Origin of the sequence: Imperialibacter roseus (assembly GCF_032999765.1) — a bacterium.
Lineage (GTDB): Bacteria > Bacteroidota > Bacteroidia > Cytophagales > Cyclobacteriaceae > Imperialibacter > Imperialibacter roseus.
In genome coordinates this window covers 1,202,144-1,220,045 of the sequence record NZ_CP136051.1, presented here as the reverse complement: position 1 = coordinate 1,220,045, position 17,902 = coordinate 1,202,144, and the positions used below count along the sequence as shown (strand labels likewise).

General features: G+C 48.4%; 10 protein-coding genes. 4 read left to right on the top strand and 6 right to left on the bottom strand.

The annotated features are described in order from the left end of the window. Positions 1–218: 218 nt before the first annotated feature. Positions 219–1,139, top strand: coding sequence for a DUF6624 domain-containing protein (locus tag RT717_RS05315; RefSeq protein WP_317490696.1), 921 nt, complete (start codon positions 219–221; stop codon positions 1,137–1,139). A 267-nt stretch (positions 1,140–1,406) separates the two neighbouring features. Here the strand turns inward: RT717_RS05315 and RT717_RS05310 are convergent, their stop codons facing one another. Then, the gene (locus tag RT717_RS05310; RefSeq protein ID WP_317490695.1) at positions 1,407–2,201 is read right to left on the bottom strand and encodes a transglutaminase-like domain-containing protein; all 795 of its coding nucleotides are present in this window, start codon (positions 2,199–2,201) and stop codon (positions 1,407–1,409) included. A gap of 277 nt (positions 2,202–2,478) precedes the next feature. Here RT717_RS05310 and RT717_RS05305 point away from each other — a divergent pair, with 277 nt between their 5' ends. Beyond that, positions 2,479–5,379, top strand: a complete 2,901-nt coding sequence (locus RT717_RS05305; protein WP_317490694.1) for a CHAT domain-containing protein — start codon at positions 2,479–2,481, stop codon at positions 5,377–5,379. On the opposite strand, the gene RT717_RS05300 is transcribed toward RT717_RS05305, so the two are convergent. Genes RT717_RS05300 through RT717_RS05285 form a run of 4 tightly spaced genes read right to left on the bottom strand, consistent with a single transcriptional unit; the run spans position 5,359 to position 14,966 of the window. Further along, entirely contained in the window at positions 5,359–7,593 is a 2,235-nt protein-coding gene (locus RT717_RS05300; protein WP_317490693.1) for an OmpA family protein, read from the bottom strand. The two genes, RT717_RS05305 and RT717_RS05300, sit on opposite strands and share 21 nt — an antisense overlap. 3 nt (positions 7,594–7,596) lie before the next feature. Beyond that, positions 7,597–8,634: a PorP/SprF family type IX secretion system membrane protein gene (locus RT717_RS05295; protein WP_317490692.1), complete on the bottom strand. Its 1,038-nt coding sequence runs from the start codon at positions 8,632–8,634 to the stop codon at positions 7,597–7,599. A gap of 1 nt (position 8,635) precedes the next feature. Beyond that, positions 8,636–9,841: a T9SS type B sorting domain-containing protein gene (locus tag RT717_RS05290; protein ID WP_317490691.1), complete on the bottom strand. Its 1,206-nt coding sequence runs from the start codon at positions 9,839–9,841 to the stop codon at positions 8,636–8,638. Between the two features lies 1 nt (position 9,842). After that, positions 9,843–14,966 (bottom strand): beta strand repeat-containing protein, encoded by a 5,124-nt coding sequence (locus RT717_RS05285; protein WP_317490690.1) that lies wholly within the window; start codon positions 14,964–14,966, stop codon positions 9,843–9,845. A gap of 234 nt (positions 14,967–15,200) precedes the next feature. Here RT717_RS05285 and RT717_RS05280 point away from each other — a divergent pair, with 234 nt between their 5' ends. Next, positions 15,201–16,178 carry a DUF1593 domain-containing protein gene (locus RT717_RS05280; RefSeq protein ID WP_317490689.1) on the top strand — a complete coding sequence of 326 codons (978 nt, stop codon included), beginning with the start codon at positions 15,201–15,203 and terminating at the stop codon, positions 16,176–16,178. Positions 16,179–16,383: 205 nt separating this feature from the next. Beyond that, positions 16,384–16,548 (top strand): DUF1328 family protein, encoded by a 165-nt coding sequence (locus tag RT717_RS05275; protein ID WP_152000934.1) that lies wholly within the window; start codon positions 16,384–16,386, stop codon positions 16,546–16,548. A gap of 71 nt (positions 16,549–16,619) precedes the next feature. On the opposite strand, the gene rocF is transcribed toward RT717_RS05275, so the two are convergent. Beyond that, entirely contained in the window at positions 16,620–17,588 is a 969-nt protein-coding gene (gene rocF / locus RT717_RS05270; protein ID WP_317490688.1) for an arginase, read from the bottom strand. Positions 17,589–17,902 lie beyond the last annotated feature (314 nt).

Below are 17,902 nucleotides of genomic sequence, written 5' to 3'. Positions count from 1 at the left end.
CTGGTTGCAATTTACGATCTCGAAGCACGATCAAAGGATTTTCAATCCTTCTGAAAACCGCTTTGGGCATGCGTCTTCACCTTCCGGAACACACGACCTTCGGATGCAAGCGATGAAGACACCCGCCAGAACTGATTGACCAAAAAATGATTGAAATACAACTAAAAAAATAGTTAGTAAGTATATCTTAGCATTTCATCATCACAAGAACTCCAGATATGAGAATATTATTGACGCTTATTGTATGCACCATTGTATTACCTCTCCAGGCACAAACGTTCGACGAGCTGATTAGCAATGGTGGGAAACTCTATGACGAAAAGCAATACACTGAAGCCGGGCAGGCTTATGACAAGGCGTTTGCTTCAAATGATGGCACGGCCAGTCAATATTATAATGCCGCATGTGCCTGGGCGTTGGCTGAGAATGCAGCACAGGCGACAAAATACCTGGACCTGGCGGCGGACAAAGGCTGGAAAAACGTGAAGCATGCTCAGCGAGACAAAGACCTGACCTCCCTGCATACTCGCCAAAACTGGGAACCGATTTTAGCAAAGATGCAAGCCAATCTGGATGAGTATGAAAAGGACTTTGACAAACCCTTGAAGGAACAGCTGGAAAAAATATACGTCAGGGATCAGACCCTGCGACAGCTGTACATGGATGCAGAAGAGAAATTCGGGAAAGACTCCGACGAAATGAAGTACTTCTGGCAATTGATGGCTGAACAGGATAGCTTAAACGAGGTAGAAGTGGCAAGAATTATTGAAGAAAGGGGCTGGGTAGGCATACCGCTGGTGGGAGGACAAGCCAATATCACCCTGTGGCTTGTGATCCAGCATGCCCCGCTCGAAACGCAGGAGAAATACCTGCCTTTGCTGAAGGCGTCGGTATTAAAAGGAGAATCGAGCGGCAGTCACCTGGCATTGCTGGAAGACAGGATCCAGATGCGCAACGGCCAACCACAGACATACGGTTCTCAAATAACCAGTGACAAGGAGAGCGGGCAGCAAATAGTGTATGAAATCAAAGACCCGGAGTACGTGAACCAGAGGAGAAAGGAAGTAGGCCTCGGCCCCATTCAGGAATATGTGAAACGCTGGGGCATAGAATGGATGGTGGAGCAAAAGGAAAAATGAACAGAAACCAGGAGCCTTGCTTCCCCTCTGATACCTGATGAGACAAGAATCGAGCGGATGGAAGCGGCTCTTACATTGCAAACATCTATTCCTCGTTTAAAGCCAGCAAGTAGCCCTTTTTTGCTTTCGGTAAGGCGCTCAACCGATTTCCGTAAAGGCCTTAGTGAACTTTCACTAAGCGCTTAGTGAAAACCCGTTAAAGGCTTATCGGGAATCGACTGGCAAAAGATTGCCCCAGGACATTAAAGTGGCGAAATAGTCCGCTCCCTAATCCGGGTTCTCAATCTGCTCGACAGCCACAATTTGCGTAATAGGAAAAACAGCCGGGCCAAACTGGTTGTAGATGGCCACATCGGCAGCATCACGGCCATAGCCCACGGCCACGTAGCCTCTTTTGATGCCATTTTGCACAGCATCAAAGGTATACCAGTTGCCGCCTACGTAGGCTTCAAACCAGGCATGCAAGTCCATGGGTTCCAGGTTGTAAAGGTAGCCCACCACCATGCGAGCGGGAATGCTCAGGCTGCGGCAAAGGGCAATGCCCAGGTGGGCAAAGTCTCTGCAAACACCTGACTGCTGCTGATTGACCTCGGCAGCGGAAATCGGACGGCCGCTGTTGCCGGAGAAATAACGGATGTTGCTGCGCAGCCAGTCTTCGATAGCCGCCACCTGGTCGTAGCCAGGAAGGCTCCCACTAGTTATGGACGTAGCCATTTCTCCAAACCTGTCGGACTCGCAATAGCGGCTTGGCAGCAAATAGCTCAGCACCTCGTTGGGCAGGTGTTGAATTTCAACAAAGGGCGCACCAGGCGCTGTTTCCACCAAATCTATAGTTTTTACATTGGCCGATGTCCTCACTATAAAACCGCCCACCGGCGCTACCAGTCGCTGGCAAAGGTTCTTATAGTCGTCCGTGTATTCAAACACCGGCACATACGGCATGATGGCATATTCTTCTCTGGCAACCCATTGCTGTCCGCCGCTCCTTGGCCTTAGCATGAGAATAAAAGGAGTAGGCGCCGCTATACGGAAAGTCAATTCGCAACTGGTTCGCAACCACATCTAAAATGAGAATTTATAAAATGAATTGGGTAAGAAAGGAACTAAAGGGAGTCGGGGCGCAAATGTACAGTATATGTTTACCTGAAAAAAGGCTGGCAGCAACAGTCATCAAATATTTAACCCGCTTCGTCTGCTTGCAAAGCAGCCAAATGAATCGGCTCTTTTACACTCTTTGCACCATTCAAATATCAAATAGTGTTAACTTACAGGTTCTTTATTGATCAAACATTAATTCATGGTCAATAAAGGTGAGAAACAATCGACCTGATCCGTGCTGATGACAAAACGTTTTGGTTTCGTGTGTGTGCTAACACTGCTTTCGCTGACGGCAACAGGGCAAACCTGCATCCAAAAGTATGACAGCGTGGAGCGGTACAAGCACAGCTATCCTGAAAAGGCAAAGTTTTATGCCAACGCACTGCTCGTAGACCTTGATTCGGGCAGGTGTGTGGAAGAAATTGGTCTGGCGGCTCTCTACAACAATATAGGCCTCCTCTTTTGGGAGTTGAACGACAGAAAGCGTAGTGTAAACAGCTTATTAGCCGGCCTGAAGCACGAGTTGGTCAACAAAGACTCTATCCACAAAGACCTGCTCGGGTTATACTATAACCTGTCTACCATCAACCAGGAGACTGGAGATTTTGAAACATCGGGCAGGTACCTCAACCTCGCAGAGCGGGTGGTGAATAAATGGTACCTTAACAACCATGAGGCCCAAACAAGGTTCTTGCTGAACAAAGGCATCTACTACCGTGAAACCGGGGACTTCGAAAAAAGCCTGGCGGCACTCAATGAAGCCGTGAGCTTTATTGGTGAAAAAAATGATTCGATTAGAATTACCCTCCAGATTGAATTGGGCACCACCTACCGGCATTTCGGAGACCTTGAACATGGAGAAGAAGAGCTGATAAGTGCAGTAGAATTAGCCCAGGGTAACCATGAGTGGCTGTACTTTCAAGCGATTGACAGACTATCATCATTGAAAATAGAGCAAGGCGACTATTCTGATTCCGAAAACTACCTGCTGCACAACCTCGAACGAAAGAGGGAGATTTATGGAGACCAGCCCGACGAAATGCTGGAAACATTGAACGAACTGGGTTATCTGTATTACCGGCTGAACGACCTGGAATCGGCGGAGTCGTACATGGATCAGGCACTGGAAACCGGCAAAGACCTGCGAAATATCAGGCCCTACATGCTCAACAACCTCGGTGCTATTTACATGAAAAAAGGCAACCTGGAAAAAGCTGAGGAGTGCTTCACCGAAAGTTCAGAGGGTTTCAAAGCGCTCTACGGCACCATGAACCCCGACTACGCCAGCAGCCTGAACAACCTGGCCGGCATTTTGAAAGAAAAGGGAGAACTGGCTGAATCGCTTAACCTGTACACCAGGGTGCTCGATATGGACAAAGTGCTGTCCGGTGCCAATCATCCAAACTACGCCACTTCGCTGAACAACGTTGCCTTGCTTTACATGCAGCTGGGCAACTATTCTCTGTCAGGCAAGCTGTTGATGCAGTCAAAGCAAATCCGGGAGAAAGCGCTGGGCAGGTACCATCCTCTGTATATCAAAAGCCTCAACGACCTCGGCATTTATCACTTGCTAATGGAAGATTCGGTGGCGGCCATGGAGGTATTTAACGAAGCCCTGGATTCTGAAATTAAGCACATGCAGGATGTGTTTCCTGTGTTAACAGATCGGCAGCGAAAGCTTTATTTTGACGAAACCAGGTACAATATCGAACGATTCTGCTCGCTTGCATTTTCCGAGAGCTTTTTCAGTGGGCAGTATGCCGAAGATGCGCTTAACCACTTTCTGAACACCAAAGGCATTCTGTTTTACGCTTCTGAAAAAATGAAGAAACTCATCCAGGGTAGTGGCGATGAGAAAGTGGTCAACATGTACAACGACTGGCGGGACAAAAAATACAGGCTGGCGCAGGCGTATCTTTTAACGGAAGAGGAAAGAATAAGACAAAACATTTCGATCAGTCTGCTTGAGGCAGAATCAGCGCAGCTTGAAAAAGAGCTTTCTCTATCGTTCAAAATCTTCTCGGATCAGGAGAAGTCGTCTTACCACACCTGGAACGAGCTGAGCCAGGTGATGAAGGAAGGCGCAGCAATGGTCGACATCATTCAATTCAGGAATTATTCTGTGGAGGTGAAGGACAAAAAGCTGAAGCAGGGTTTTGAGGAAAGGGAGCGCTATGCCGCCTTTGTCATCAAGCCGGGCAATGTGCTGGAGACTGTTACCTGGCCGATGCAAACAGACTTTGCCAAGGCTTTTTCGTTGTACAAAAATGCCCTGCAATTTGGCGTTCAGGATGTAAATAGCTACAACGTGTTCTGGAAGCCCATTGGGGCGCATTTGAAAAACGTAAAAACGATCTATTTTTCACCCGACGGCATTTTCCACAAGCTGAATCCGGTTATCTTTTTTGACAGTGAACGTGATATGTACATTGCCGACGAATACGACCTGATTCATATCACAAGCGGAAAAGACCTGCTGTACTCCGAAGACACCAGGTTCGTGAGAGATGCCAAAATCTTCGGCAACCCCAACTTTGGCAGGCTAGCAGAAACCCACAAGCTCCTTCAGCTGCCCGGCGCCGAACGTGAGGCTAACGACATTACCGGCATTCTTGATGTGAGAAAGTGGAAGTCGGACACCTATTATTTCAACGACGCCACGGAGGGGCAAATGAAACGGCTTTCGAACCCAGGATTGATCCACATCGCCACGCACGGCTACTTCAACGACGACCCTAACCATGTGGATCCCCTTCATAGCAGTGGTATTTATCTTTCCAGGGATGAAGCCAGTAATAACGATGGCCTGCTTTCCGCTTACGAAGCCATGAACCTTGTGCTGGACCAAACCAGCCTGATCGTGCTGGCTGCTTGTGAGACTGGCCTTGGCACTGTAAAAAATGGAGAGGGAGTATTCGGTCTTCAGCGTGCTTTTCTGGTAGCGGGCGCCAAAAATGTATTACTTAGCCTTGTTAAAATCAACGACAATGCCGCCCGCCGTTTCATGAATATCTACTACCAGGAATTGTTGTCACTTGAGGATCCGCAGGACGCTTTCTTCAGCGCCAGGCGGCTGTTTAGAAAGGAGTATGACAACCCTTACGACTGGGGCGCTTACATTCTAGTCTCTAAAAACTTCTAGAGGAGGGGCATTGAGTTCTACCTTGTGAAGAAATTCGAATAAGTTTTCCTCAGTGATAAAGTAGGCCATACTGGGTGGATTGGGAGCAGGTTCATACACCCGGATAGTGCTGCCTTTTTGTAATGGCTTTTTTGGGTTACCATTCCAGGCGATCAAAGCATCCGGTTCGTAGCCAAGCTGCCTGGCGATCTCATTAAAGTCATTGGGTTTTCTGAGGATATAGGTACTCGCTGAAACCAGGCTAATGGGTGTATTGGTCTCAATCTGTACCTCCACCCTTCTCCGCAAAATTCGCTTGAACCAATGATCGTTGTCACCGTCAGGCGTTAATTCACCCCGTGGGTAAACAAAGACCTTCTCGGCCGGCACCCCGAGTGTTGTCAGATAGGCCTTTACAGCCTCTCCCCTTTTCTTACAAAGCTCCATATTGTACTCTTCGCCACCAAGATTATCAGTAAAACCAAACAGGCTGATCTTGCTGATGTCATCGATACTCACTTGCTCCACCAGGTTGTTCAAAGCTGCTTTTGCTTGAGGTCGCAACACAAACATGCCAAAATCGAATAGTATCTTCTCAAAAGGCTGGTCTCTGGAGGGTTCCGACCTGCCACCGGAAAAGCCCAAACGAGCCCTGCCGCCAGCACCCGACGGCAGATAAGATGGCCCGGCACCTGTTCGTTGTGACGCTGCTCCCTGCATGCCGCCCCCGTCTGCAATTGCGTCCGGGTTGTAAACCTTTTTGGGTCGGGCGCCCATTTGCTTTTCAACTATTAGGTCAGGCTTTGGCTTTTCAAAGTTAACCGCTTCATATAGCTCATACCCCTGATAATCCTCCACCCTAAGCGTCACAATATCAATCGACCGGGTATCTCTGAGGTTCGACATAATACGGGCGTCTATAAGCGACTCCCCGGAAATGAGAAGGGACAAAAACAGTTTTTCGTCACTGACCTGAAAAGTAAAAAGGTCCAGTATTTTTCCGTTGAGCCGGTTGGTGGTGAGGAAGCCGACTGAGTCGGAGATATTGAAATAAGTGTCGTCCCAGGTGGAGTTAAAGGGAGCGCCCAGGTTATAGACATGGGGTTCAAAAAAGGACTGCCCTTTGGCAGCATAGAGATCGAAACCACCATAGCCTACGTGGCCATCGCTGGCAAACACCAGGCAGCTGAACACCTCCGAATAGTAAGGTGTTATTTCATTTTCTGAAGAGTTAATCACTTTACCCATATTGATGGCTGGCGACCATGATTCGGCATAGGCTCCGGTCAAACTCATCCATATGTCCGCTCCCCCGGCTCCGCCAGGCCTGTCGGAGCTGAAAAACAATGTGTCACCGGAGCTTGTAATATAAGGGTGCTTGTTTTCCGATCCGGGTTCATTGATGTATTCATTCAATACCACCGGCTTCGTCCACTTTCCCTTTTCCAGATAGCTCACATAAATTGAGCAATCTGAGGCAGCTTCGCCAAGGCAGGAAGAAAAATAGAACTTCTTCCCGTCGGCGGTGAAAGAACCGGAGCCCTCCGCCCAATGGGTGTTGATATTTTCAAAGTTTTGATCGCCACCAGCATACACCCAGCGATTGTTTCGACGATGCTCATAGGTCGCCAAATCGGGCAACAGCCCATCGTACTGACTGCCCTCAAACTGCTCCCCCGGCAGGTTCCGTGTGGTAGCAAACACCAAATGAAGGTTGGTAGGATTTACCACTGCTCCAAAATCATGAAACCTGGAATTGATGCCTTCCAACACGCCTATCGAAAAACCCCTATCGATCTTTTTTTGTCTAATGGCCAGTAAGCACCCCTCCTTATGGTTTCTTGATAAGTCGATCAATTCAGGGCTTGCGTCGGGCATGGAGATCAATACATTATAAACAGAGTCCGCCTCCTCATAGGCACTGTCGTGCATGCGCAAAGTGGCATAGTAGTAAAGTGACCTCGCCCGAAAAGGGTGGTCGGGCCGGTTACCCAGCGCAATAAATGCCACCTCTGCTTTGTCGTATTGAAGCGTTTGCTGATAACAAATGGCCAGCTTGTACCTCGACTCAATATTTTGCTTGTCAATGCTGACAATCTTTTCGTAGTACTCAATGGCTTCCAGGTACTGATGGGCCGCAAAGTGCGCTTCCGCAAACTCTACCAGCTTAGGCACCGACTGTGACAAGCCGATGTGAGCTGATAAAATGAAAGCGATAAGTAATACTTTTCTCATTGGCTAGAAAATGGGGCTCGTCATATTACGCAGCGGCCGAGACAAATTCAAATTATAAGTGAGCGAGATTTCATACGTTGGCAGGTCGTTGCTCAGCTCTGTCCCCAGGTTGTAAGTTTGCGCATTCAGGTCCACGCTGAACCCCAGCCTTATATTTTCTACCTGGAAGCCAGTAAGCACGATGACCGAATCTCCCACCCTGTACCAGGCACCAAACTGCATCAGAAACGCCGTGCGGGAACGCACTGAACTGAGGAAGGTAGACAGGTAAGTACCGGCGTTTACTTGTGTATTGCCATGGGAATGTAAGGTGTAGAAGGACGGGAAAATGTGCCAGCGAGGTGCGAGTGGTAGCTTCACAGAGCCAAATGCCTTATAGAGAAAATTGAGGTGGCTGGGCTCCACCGATTGGTAGTCGATCACCGGCCGGTTGAGGTTGTCGATGCTGGCACCGAAAGTAAAGCTCCTGTCTCTGATATAAAGATTCTGGTTGTCGAAAGCCGTATACATGACTCCAAAATTAAAGACCGGGTAGAAAACAGAAGAAACGGGAATCCCCTCCCCCGGCCTGGTGTCATCGTAACCGAAATACTTGTTGAATTGCGAGCCCCATTGTAGCTGATTGCCGTTGATTCGCTGCTGCACAGCGCCGCCCTGTAAGCCAAAAATAAAGTAACGGTTCGAAAATTGATCAAGCTTGATATTGTAGGCACCATTCAAAAGCACCTTTCTGGCACTGTAGAGCCCCTGGTAGCCCCGGCGCTCCTGAAAAAAGCTGATCCCCGCTCCACCTACCTGCACCGACTTGCTGGTGTGCTTTTGAAATGGGTAGGTGAAGGTGGTTTGCACCATCTCAAAGAAGTTTTCTGAATTGGGGCTACCACCTCTCTTGTAGTTGGAGTTAAGAGAAAGATTGGGAATAGCTCCCGTGAAAGCCGGACTCATGAAAGACGAGCTGGCAAAGTACTGCGAAAACTGTCCTTCCTGGGCAAAGACGTTGAGTGAAAAAAGAAATAGTGCAGTAGTAAAAGTATTTCTCATATTATTTCACCAAAAGTACTGCGCCCGATTGATTATGATTCTCCGTTTCTCCCTGCAGTTGAATAGTGTAGTAATAAACACCATTCGGAGCCCCCTGGCCAGACGGCATAGTGCCGTCCCAACCCATCAGCGATAGATCAACATCGTCTCCTGCCTGGCTAAAGAGGTATACCTCTTTGTTGAACGAGTCGAAGACCCGCATATAAATGCTTGTTACCTTATCACCAGAGTAGAACGGCCGGAACAAGTGATTCTCATCCAGTTCGCCATTGGGTGCGAAGGAGTTGGGGACAAAGAAATGAGGCCTGATGATGACTGGGATCAGTGCTATGTTCAAACGAGTAACTTCGCTTGAGATAGGGATGCGCTCCGTTGATTCAAACCTGCCAAACGACTCCGACTGTGGGTCAGAGCCATCGACAAAGACACCCGGAACGCTATGGTATAGCGTGTCATCTACAGTGTACATAACTAATGCCGCTTCATATTTTTCGGATCGTATCTGCTCCCCATTTTGAAAATTCTCCAGATCGATGCCTGAAAAATCCACGCTAACAAAGGCACTTGCCGGCACTTCGGGAGATACCACCTGCCACTCTACCTGGTCGGCAATTCCCACAATGTCCTCATCAGGATTCAGTGTGGAACCGTCCGGACGCAGGATTCTCACCTCGAATGTAATATTTGGATCGAAGCCACTGAAAGTAATGTAGTTAGTAAATCCGTTGATACCTGTAGGGAAGGTGAGTTCACCATTAGAAAGCACACCCAACGCTCTGCCTTCAATATACCCGGTACCACCGGAGATTGTGCTCCCTTTAATAACTACTTCCTGATCAGCATCGGTTTTGATCACCCCTCTGGCCATGCTCATAGTGCCATTAACAGTCACTTTTCTGGGGTTTACTATGAGCTGTCCGTCTTTGTCTACGGTAAAGTCAAAGAAAATTAGCTCTTCTCCAATAAGCTCCTGGTCGGCCGTGCCTATAAATTTGATGCTACCGACATCCGTGTTTGAAACGAAGTTGATATCGCTGAAGCTCGTTACCTGCCCCTGGTTGTTCAGGTTCCCGTTCAGGGTCGTGTTGCCCCCAAAGTAAAAGCTGGCATCGCTGCCCACGAATAGTCCGGCGTCACCTCCGAGGTTGAAGGTTTGGGAGAATGCTGCAATTGGTAGCCAGTAGAATATAACTAAAATATACTTCATACTATGGACGAGCAGATCTACCTATTTCTAACCAGGCTCCTAGGCCAGAGTCGTAAATTAAATGCAATGTTGCGTTATTATTCATCGTGAATGGCGCAGCATTGTTCAGCAGAAGAGATCCATCATTTACCAGAATAGATCCCCCCGTAGTATTAATCAATATCACCTCCTGTCCGTTTTGGCCCGCAGCAATGCCATTGATTGTAGTGGCACCAGCAGTCAGGCGAATAATTCTGGATGTTGGAACTGGTAAGCCGGAAACCACTGCTTGCGGCTGTGGAGTAGTAATAAACCGTCCGTTAACAACAGCCTGCCCCCCCACCGAAAGCGTTGCCCCTGACAATGCGCCTGTTGCTGTTATATTTACTCCTGCCGAAATATTGTTGGCAGCTGCAATATCAGTACCGGTGAGATTGCCCGAAGTCGTTATATTTCCGTCCGCTGTAATGGAACCTCCGATTCCAGAGTTGGAAATCTGAACGGCAGGGTTTGTACCTACCGGGTTCATGTTCACAAAAATGCCATTGCCAAGTGAAGAAGTGTGATTGACCACCAGGGCATCACCGTCTACTGCCTTGTCTACCTGCATAGAAGGGCCAGTGCCTGCACTTTGTGCAGCCAGGGCTGGGCCCGCATTTGTTGCTTCTATGTTTCTAAACCATCCCGCACGAGTTGAAACACCGGCTCCTCCTGAATTGGTGACTTGCATGGCATCGTTTATATTGCCGGAGTTGCCTTGCGTAAGCAGCAAGCCAAAACCTGAGTCAGCCTGGTGATTGATAATTATGCCATTTTGCCCAGTCTCTCCTATCTTAGTTGAAACCTCCAATCTGCCTCCCGGCGCTGCGGTGCCAATTCCCACATCGAAAGTTGTGTTGGTCGTAGCACCATCTCCTATGATGGCTGTCTGAGCGTTTGTTGCAACTGTGCCGGCACCGAAGGCCATGCTCCGCACACCATTGGCTTGTGTATTTTCTCCCATGGCAATAGAGCTGTTACCAGAAGCGCTGGCACTAGCACCAATTACAACTGAACTACTACCCGCCGCATCTGCGTTATTACCAAGCACCACATTATTACTTCCATCACCGGAGACGTCTGCAAGGCGACCAACCACCAGGTTGTCAGATCCTCCTACTAAACTCAGACCTCCGGAATGGCCTGCAACGACATTTCCATTTCCAACGGTCAACCCACTCCCTGATAAATTTCCAAGCACAACATTTTGAACACCAGTGGTGATTGCAGGAGCCGCACTTGCACCACCTTTCTGGTTTTCGTTCGCATCAATAATATAGTTTCCAGCACCTGCCGGGTTCCATGTCAAAGCTCCGGATCCGTCATTGGTTAAAGCGCCGGCACCTGTTACGGTTGGCAAAGTTAGTGTGTAGCTAGCGACACCAGAAGGCGCAATGATTGAAACCGCATTTGTTCCCGTGTTATCTTCCAACTCAATGCGTCCTGGTGCTAACCCTGGTTGGCCAAAGCGTGTGATCCCCCGCATGTCGATGCCTCCATTGCTAACGCCCGTGCCTGGCTCAAGACGGATGTTACCACCAGTTCCCAAAGTCGAACTTCCGCCTTTTAAGGCTAAAACACCGCCGATGGCAGCCAGTGTGGTACCGCCAGCTGCTACCTCTAAATCATTTCCCGCTGCAACAGTGTTATCTTGAATCGCAATCTTCCTATTTGACCCTTGTTGCAAGGCAACATTTCCCTCAACCAACACCGCTGTACCATTAAAGGTAGTGTTAGCAAACCTTGCAGCCGGCCCAGTACCGATGTTGTCAAGATCGAATAGGGCGTTAATATCAGCAACAGAATTGGTATATGGGAGGGTGAATCCATTGGAAGCCATGGCATCCCAACGACTGTTCGTATTGTCCCATGTTAAGACGTCGCCATCAAGAGGTGTGGTAAGGCTATATTGGTTCTGGAAGGCAAATGCATCCAGTCCTATCCCATTAGGATCATACGTGCCTGCAAACATATCGCCAGTGACTGTTGGCGCAATGGCATCCCAGCGGCTATTCGTGTTATCCCAGGTCAAAACATCACCATCAAGAGGTGTGGTAAGGCTATATTGGTTCTGGAAGGCAAATGCATCCAGTCCTATCCCATTAGGATCATACGTGCCTGCAAACATATCGCCAGTGACTGTTGGCGCAATGGCATCCCAGCGGCTATTCGTGTTATCCCAGGTCAAAACATCACCATCAAGAGGTGTGGTAAGGCTATATTGGTTCTGGAAGGCAAATGCATCCAGTCCTATCCCATTAGGATCATACGTGCCTGCAAACATATCGCCAGTGACTGTTGGCGCAATGGCATCCCAGCGGCTATTCGTGTTATCCCAGGTCAAAACATCACCATCAAGAGGTGTGGTAAGGCTATATTGGTTCTGGAAGGCAAATGCATCCAGTCCTATCCCATTAGGATCATACGTGCCTGCAAACATATCGCCAGTGACTGTTGGCGCAATGGCATCCCAGCGGCTATTCGTGTTATCCCAGGTCAAAACATCACCATCAAGAGGTGTGGTAAGGCTATATTGGTTCTGGAAGGCAAATGCATCCAGTCCTATCCCATTAGGATCATACGTGCCTGCAAACATATCGCCAGTGACTGTTGGCGCAATGGCATCCCAGCGGCTATTCGTGTTATCCCAGGTCAAAACATCACCATCAAGAGGTGTGGTAAGGCTATATTGGTTCTGGAAGGCAAATGCATCCAGTCCTATCCCATTAGGATCATACGTGCCTGCAAACATATCGCCAGTGACTGTTGGCGCAATGGCATCCCAGCGGCTATTCGTGTTATCCCAGGTCAAAACATCACCATCAAGAGGTGTGGTAAGGCTATATTGGTTCTGGAAGGCAAATGCATCCAGTCCTATCCCATTAGGATCATACGTGCCTGCAAACATATCGCCAGTGACTGTTGGCGCAATGGCATCCCAGCGGCTATTCGTGTTATCCCAGGTCAAAACATCACCATCAAGAGGTGTGGTAAGGCTATATTGGTTCTGGAAGGCAAATGCATCCAGTCCTATCCCATTAGGATCATACGTGCCTGCAAACATATCGCCAGTGACTGTTGGCGCAATGGCATCCCAGCGGCTATTCGTGTTATCCCAGGTCAAAACGTCCCCATCAAAAGGTGTTGTAATGGTAGTAACAGCGACATTGGTTAGTTGAGAGCCATCAACGGCTGGAAGACCAGTGGCGTCCAGTTGCACAACATTATTCGGAGCCGTACCCACATTCAATGTAGCGGCGGTGCCCAAACCGGTTACTTTCGCTGCTGCAACATCTGCTATATCGACGTTGCTAATTGTCCCATCGAGAATTTTTGCGCTCGTTACCGCATTGTTGGCAATCGTTGTCGTTCCCTGTGGGCCAGTCACGTCACCGGCCAGGTTACCGGTGAAGCTTACGGCAGCAACATTGGTTAATTGAGAGCCATCCACTCCCGGAAGGCCAGTGGCGTCTAATTGCACAACATTATTCGGAGCCGTGCCCACATTCAATGTAGCTGCTGTGCCCAAACCTGTTACTTTCGCTGCTGCAACATCTGCTATATCTGCGTTGCTAATTGTCCCATCGAGGATTTTTGCACTCGTTACCGCATCGTTGGCTATCACAGTCGTTCCCTGTGGGCCAGTTACATCACCTGCCAGATTACCTGTGAAGCTTACGGCAGCAACATTGGTTAATTGAGAGCCATCCACTCCCGGAAGACCAGTAGCGTCTAATTGCACAACATTATTCGGAGCCGTACCCACATTCAATGTAGCGGCGGTGCCCAAACCGGTTACTTTCGCTGCTGCAACATCCGCTATATCGACGTTGCTAATTGTCCCATCGAGGATTTTTGCACTCGTTACCGCATCGTTGGCTATCACAGTCGTTCCCTGTGGGCCAGTCACGTCACCGGCCAGGTTACCAGTGAAGTTCGTCGCTGTAATGTTAATTAATCCACCGCCATCACCGGCGAAACTTCCAGCTGTTACTGAACCCGAAGTACTAATATTCTGAGTGCCAAAGTTTGGAGAAATCTTCGTTCCCGCTATCGCAGCAGCCGCATTTACATCGGCATTCACTACGCTAACGCCTGTCAGGCTGGAATAAGCCCCATCAAAATCATTAGTAGCATCCAGGTCAATGTTCGGATTGGCAATCACAAGTGCTGTTGCTGCTGCCACATCAGCAGCTGCCTCGCCCCCCACAAAGTCAACAACCAACCCAGTTCCAAAATCCCCGCTTACATCGCCACCGGAAGGAGTATCAGACAAGGTAAGATCGTCGCTGAAGTCAGGGTCAATAAAGGGGTTGTTGGTCACGAAAAAAGTGGCTGCACCAACATCAGCAGCTGCCTCGCCCCCCACCTGGTCCACGACCAAACCGAGCGCAAAGCTCCCTGAAACATCGCCAGGGGCCGGAACAGCAGAAGTAGAAAGGTCATCGGTATTGTCCACATCCAAATTAGCAGGCACATCAGCCAGGTCGTTGAACGAGCCGCTCGCTGCAATCGTCGCCAGGCCGTTTACCTGCGATATGTCTATCACGCCTACAGAAAAGGGAGTGGCATTGCCGTCACCTAAAATGGTCGTGCCGTCGCCTGCGGAGCTCCCCACCTCATCCACACCATCTGCAAAACCAGCCGGAATATTGGTCAGTTCTGTCCAGTCGATTCCATCTTTGATGGCATCTGGTACTGTAGGATCAGTTTCAGACAGAAGAAAACCTGTGGCGGCCAAATCCACTGAGTTGCCGTTTTGGATAGTAAGGTTGGTACCCGAAACTGCCAGGGTTTGATTATCAGTAACTGACAAGGCAATCCAGCCCGTATTCAGCCAGAAGTAGAACAGCCCCTGCTCATTGTCATACACAAGCAATCCGTTGGACTGGGCATTGAGACCGCCGCCCATGCTTGTTCTTTGCGCTGTTGTGAGTTGGGGAATGAGTAGCCCCTGGTCGCCGTTGGGGGAAACAAGGTGTAGTACCGCCCTTGGGTTGGGGTTCTCGGTATTTACACCGGCAGAAAAATTCTGTGCAGAAACAGTGCCTGATAGCAATAGCAATATCAGCCCCACTGCTGCTTTTAGGTTAGGTCGAACAGCCATAATGAGTAAAACTTATATAATTTAGCCTAAAGACAAACTCAACTAAAGTTCATACACCTGTTTGTCCAATAGCTAGAAGAGGCATAATGTATTCAAAAAAAAGATAGTCAATCGATAAAGGTATCGCTTATATAAAAAATACTCAAATAATTCTTGCATAAATTATATTCTATCACTCTATTTTCTCTTTCATCCCTAGCTGTGACATTCCATAAAGAAATCAGATTTACCAGAATGCCCAAAAACACCTCCAGCCATCCCATGCGACTGCTGCTTTTGGCTGCAGTGGTCATTGTCTCAGCTTGCAACAATTCCAGGCCTGTGGCTGACCGGCCAAATATCATCGTTTCTACAGATATCGGCGGCAGCGACCCTGATGACTACCAGTCTCTCGTTCATTTGTTTGTCTATGCCGACCGATTCAATCTCCTCGGCTTGATTAGCTCGCCACCTGATGCCGGGAGAAAGGAACACATAGAGGAAGCAATTGCTGCTTATGCAGCGGATTTTGAAAAGCTCAAAAAGCATTCAGCACGCTTTCCTTCCCCGGAGTACCTACTCAGCATCACCAAACAAGGAGCCACCGATTCACTTAAAACTGAAGTTCCCACAGAATTAAGTGACGGCGCCTCATGGATAATAGACAAGGCCAAAGAAAACGCTGGCCAGCCGCTGTACATCCTCGTGTGGGGATCAATAACCGATGTAGCCCAGGCAGTGCACCACGCCCCTTCCATCAAAAGCAACATAAGAGTATATTCCATTGGGTCGTGGAACACATTGCAGGATCCAAAATCGAGAGATTACCTTTTTCACAACCACCCTGACCTGTGGTGGATAGAAAACAACACCACCTTCCGGGGCATGTACATGGGCGGCGACACCACCAATAGCATGGGTAATCTCACCTTTGTTGAAAATCATGTAAAAGGCCATGGCACACTAGGAGACTTGTTCTGGAACAAGAAAAAAGACATCAAGATGGGCGACACACCATCGGTGCTCTATTTTCTCAATGGCGACATAGACAACCCGGAAGGAGAAAGCTGGGGAGGCTCTTTCGTTAAAACTAACCACGGCCAACACTACTGGACGGACAATCCTGCTGATTCTCTTATCGAAAACAACAGAGCAGGAGCAAAAACGGTCAACAAATTCCGACAGGCTTACCTGCGTGATTGGGCAGTTCGTATGGGTTGGTTGAAAGAGTAGAAGAACCAGACTTTTGCCGTAGAATCGAAGCCATTTTAGAGAATGTATCAACAAGAAAATATTCAATATTTTCTTTCTATATTTCTATTTTATAAAATTTTATTTACCTGATAATCAACAACATAACTCTTCTACCCCCAACCCAGGCTGTTTTGAGCCGTTAGCATTGGGGAGATCATTTTATTTTCAACCAAAATTAAAAGCTATGTTAAGATTGATTATCGGACTGCTGATTATCGCATTGATTGCAGCAGTTCTGGGCTTTGGCGGGATAGCCGGGGCCGCAGCAGGTATAGCACAAATTGTGTTTTACATTTTCGTAGTGTTATTGGTTATTTCATTGTTATTCCGACTCTTGCGGGGCATTTAGCAACGCCATACGAAAAAAGGATGTGGTTGATGCCACATCCTTTTGATAAACCAATTTCAGTTAGGTCGTCACTAAACCAACACCGGCTTCATCCTCGAATCCTCAAATGACCTGGCTGTTGCCTCCATAATCTCAAAAGCTACTTCGGCCATCTTGTTTTCTGAATCCAGTGTGGGGTTAATCTCCACCATTTCCCAACATAGCACCTTTGGGCTCTTGACCAATTCGGTATTGATCACTTTTGCTTCCTCTACGGTAAGTCCGCCAGGCACGGGCGTGCCAGTGCCCACCGACACAGAAGGATCGAGGCTGTCGACATCAAAAGACACATAAATCATATCGCATTCCCGGAGCTGCTCCAACGCCATGGCTGCTACTTTCTTCGGGCCATATTTCCTTACTTCCTCGGTTGTGTAATTACGCATACCAAATTTCTCAGCCAGGTAGTCTTCCGGCGCTTCCGTGTCACGTTTTGAAATAAACACCACATCAGAAGGGTGCAGCTTAGGGCCCTCAACTCCAATCTTTTTAATCTCCTCCCAAATATGGGCAACCTCGGCTGGTGGTTCGTTGGTTTGAACGTCCCGGTTGTCGGTGCCCAGCGCCATGGCCAGAGGCATGCCATGCACATTGCCTGACGGCGTGGTGTAGGGTGTATGAAGGTCGGCATGGGCGTCTACCCAAATCACGCCGAGTCTCTTATCCGGAAATGCCTTTTTTACGCCTGCGATAGTACCAAACGCTGTGCTGTGGTCACCAGCCAGCACCATGGGCAGCTGACCAAACTCCAATGCCTCACACACAGCATTGCACACTCTCTTTTCCACACCAATAATAGCGTTCACATACTTAGCTGAAGGTGAAATGAAGCCGGTGAACAATGGGCTGTTGTCGGTGCGAACATTCACTGAATCGTACCTTGCAAAAAAATCTGACTGAAGATCGATGCTGGCAATTTTAACAGCATCGATGCCCAAACTGGCACCTCTTGTGCCTGCACCGAGTTCTGACTTAACTTCGATGAGCAAAATCTCTTTCATTATAATGGGATTATGTTGTTTAAGCTTTGAAAACCAGTTAACGAACGCCTGTTGCTTTACGATGTCAAAAAAAGCAGACCTGCTTGGCGTTCCCGCATCAGGCGGTGCTAATTATACGAAAAATGATAGTAGGGCAGGTATATTCTGCACGGCAACGCTCTGACTCTGAGCGCCTGGTTGGGTTCCAGTTGTTTACCTATGTAACAAGACATAAAATTAGGGTAAGGATGCCAATAACATTCATCCACGGTGCAATTTAAGATATTTCCAGCATCGAAATCGCATCAAATATTAAAAATTCGCAAAAACACGTC

Coding starts and splice junctions, on each gene's coding strand:
- RT717_RS05280 (WP_317490689.1), top strand. CDS start 15,201: ATGCCCAAAAACACCTCCAGCCATCCCATGCGACTGCTGCTTTTGGCT.
- RT717_RS05305 (WP_317490694.1), top strand. CDS start 2,479: ATGACAAAACGTTTTGGTTTCGTGTGTGTGCTAACACTGCTTTCGCTG.
- rocF (WP_317490688.1), bottom strand. CDS start 17,588: ATGAAAGAGATTTTGCTCATCGAAGTTAAGTCAGAACTCGGTGCAGGC.
- RT717_RS05285 (WP_317490690.1), bottom strand. CDS start 14,966: ATGGCTGTTCGACCTAACCTAAAAGCAGCAGTGGGGCTGATATTGCTA.
- RT717_RS05300 (WP_317490693.1), bottom strand. CDS start 7,593: ATGAGAAAAGTATTACTTATCGCTTTCATTTTATCAGCTCACATCGGC.
- RT717_RS05295 (WP_317490692.1), bottom strand. CDS start 8,634: ATGAGAAATACTTTTACTACTGCACTATTTCTTTTTTCACTCAACGTC.
- RT717_RS05290 (WP_317490691.1), bottom strand. CDS start 9,841: ATGAAGTATATTTTAGTTATATTCTACTGGCTACCAATTGCAGCATTC.
- RT717_RS05310 (WP_317490695.1), bottom strand. CDS start 2,201: ATGTGGTTGCGAACCAGTTGCGAATTGACTTTCCGTATAGCGGCGCCT.
- RT717_RS05315 (WP_317490696.1), top strand. CDS start 219: ATGAGAATATTATTGACGCTTATTGTATGCACCATTGTATTACCTCTC.
- RT717_RS05275 (WP_152000934.1), top strand. CDS start 16,384: ATGTTAAGATTGATTATCGGACTGCTGATTATCGCATTGATTGCAGCA.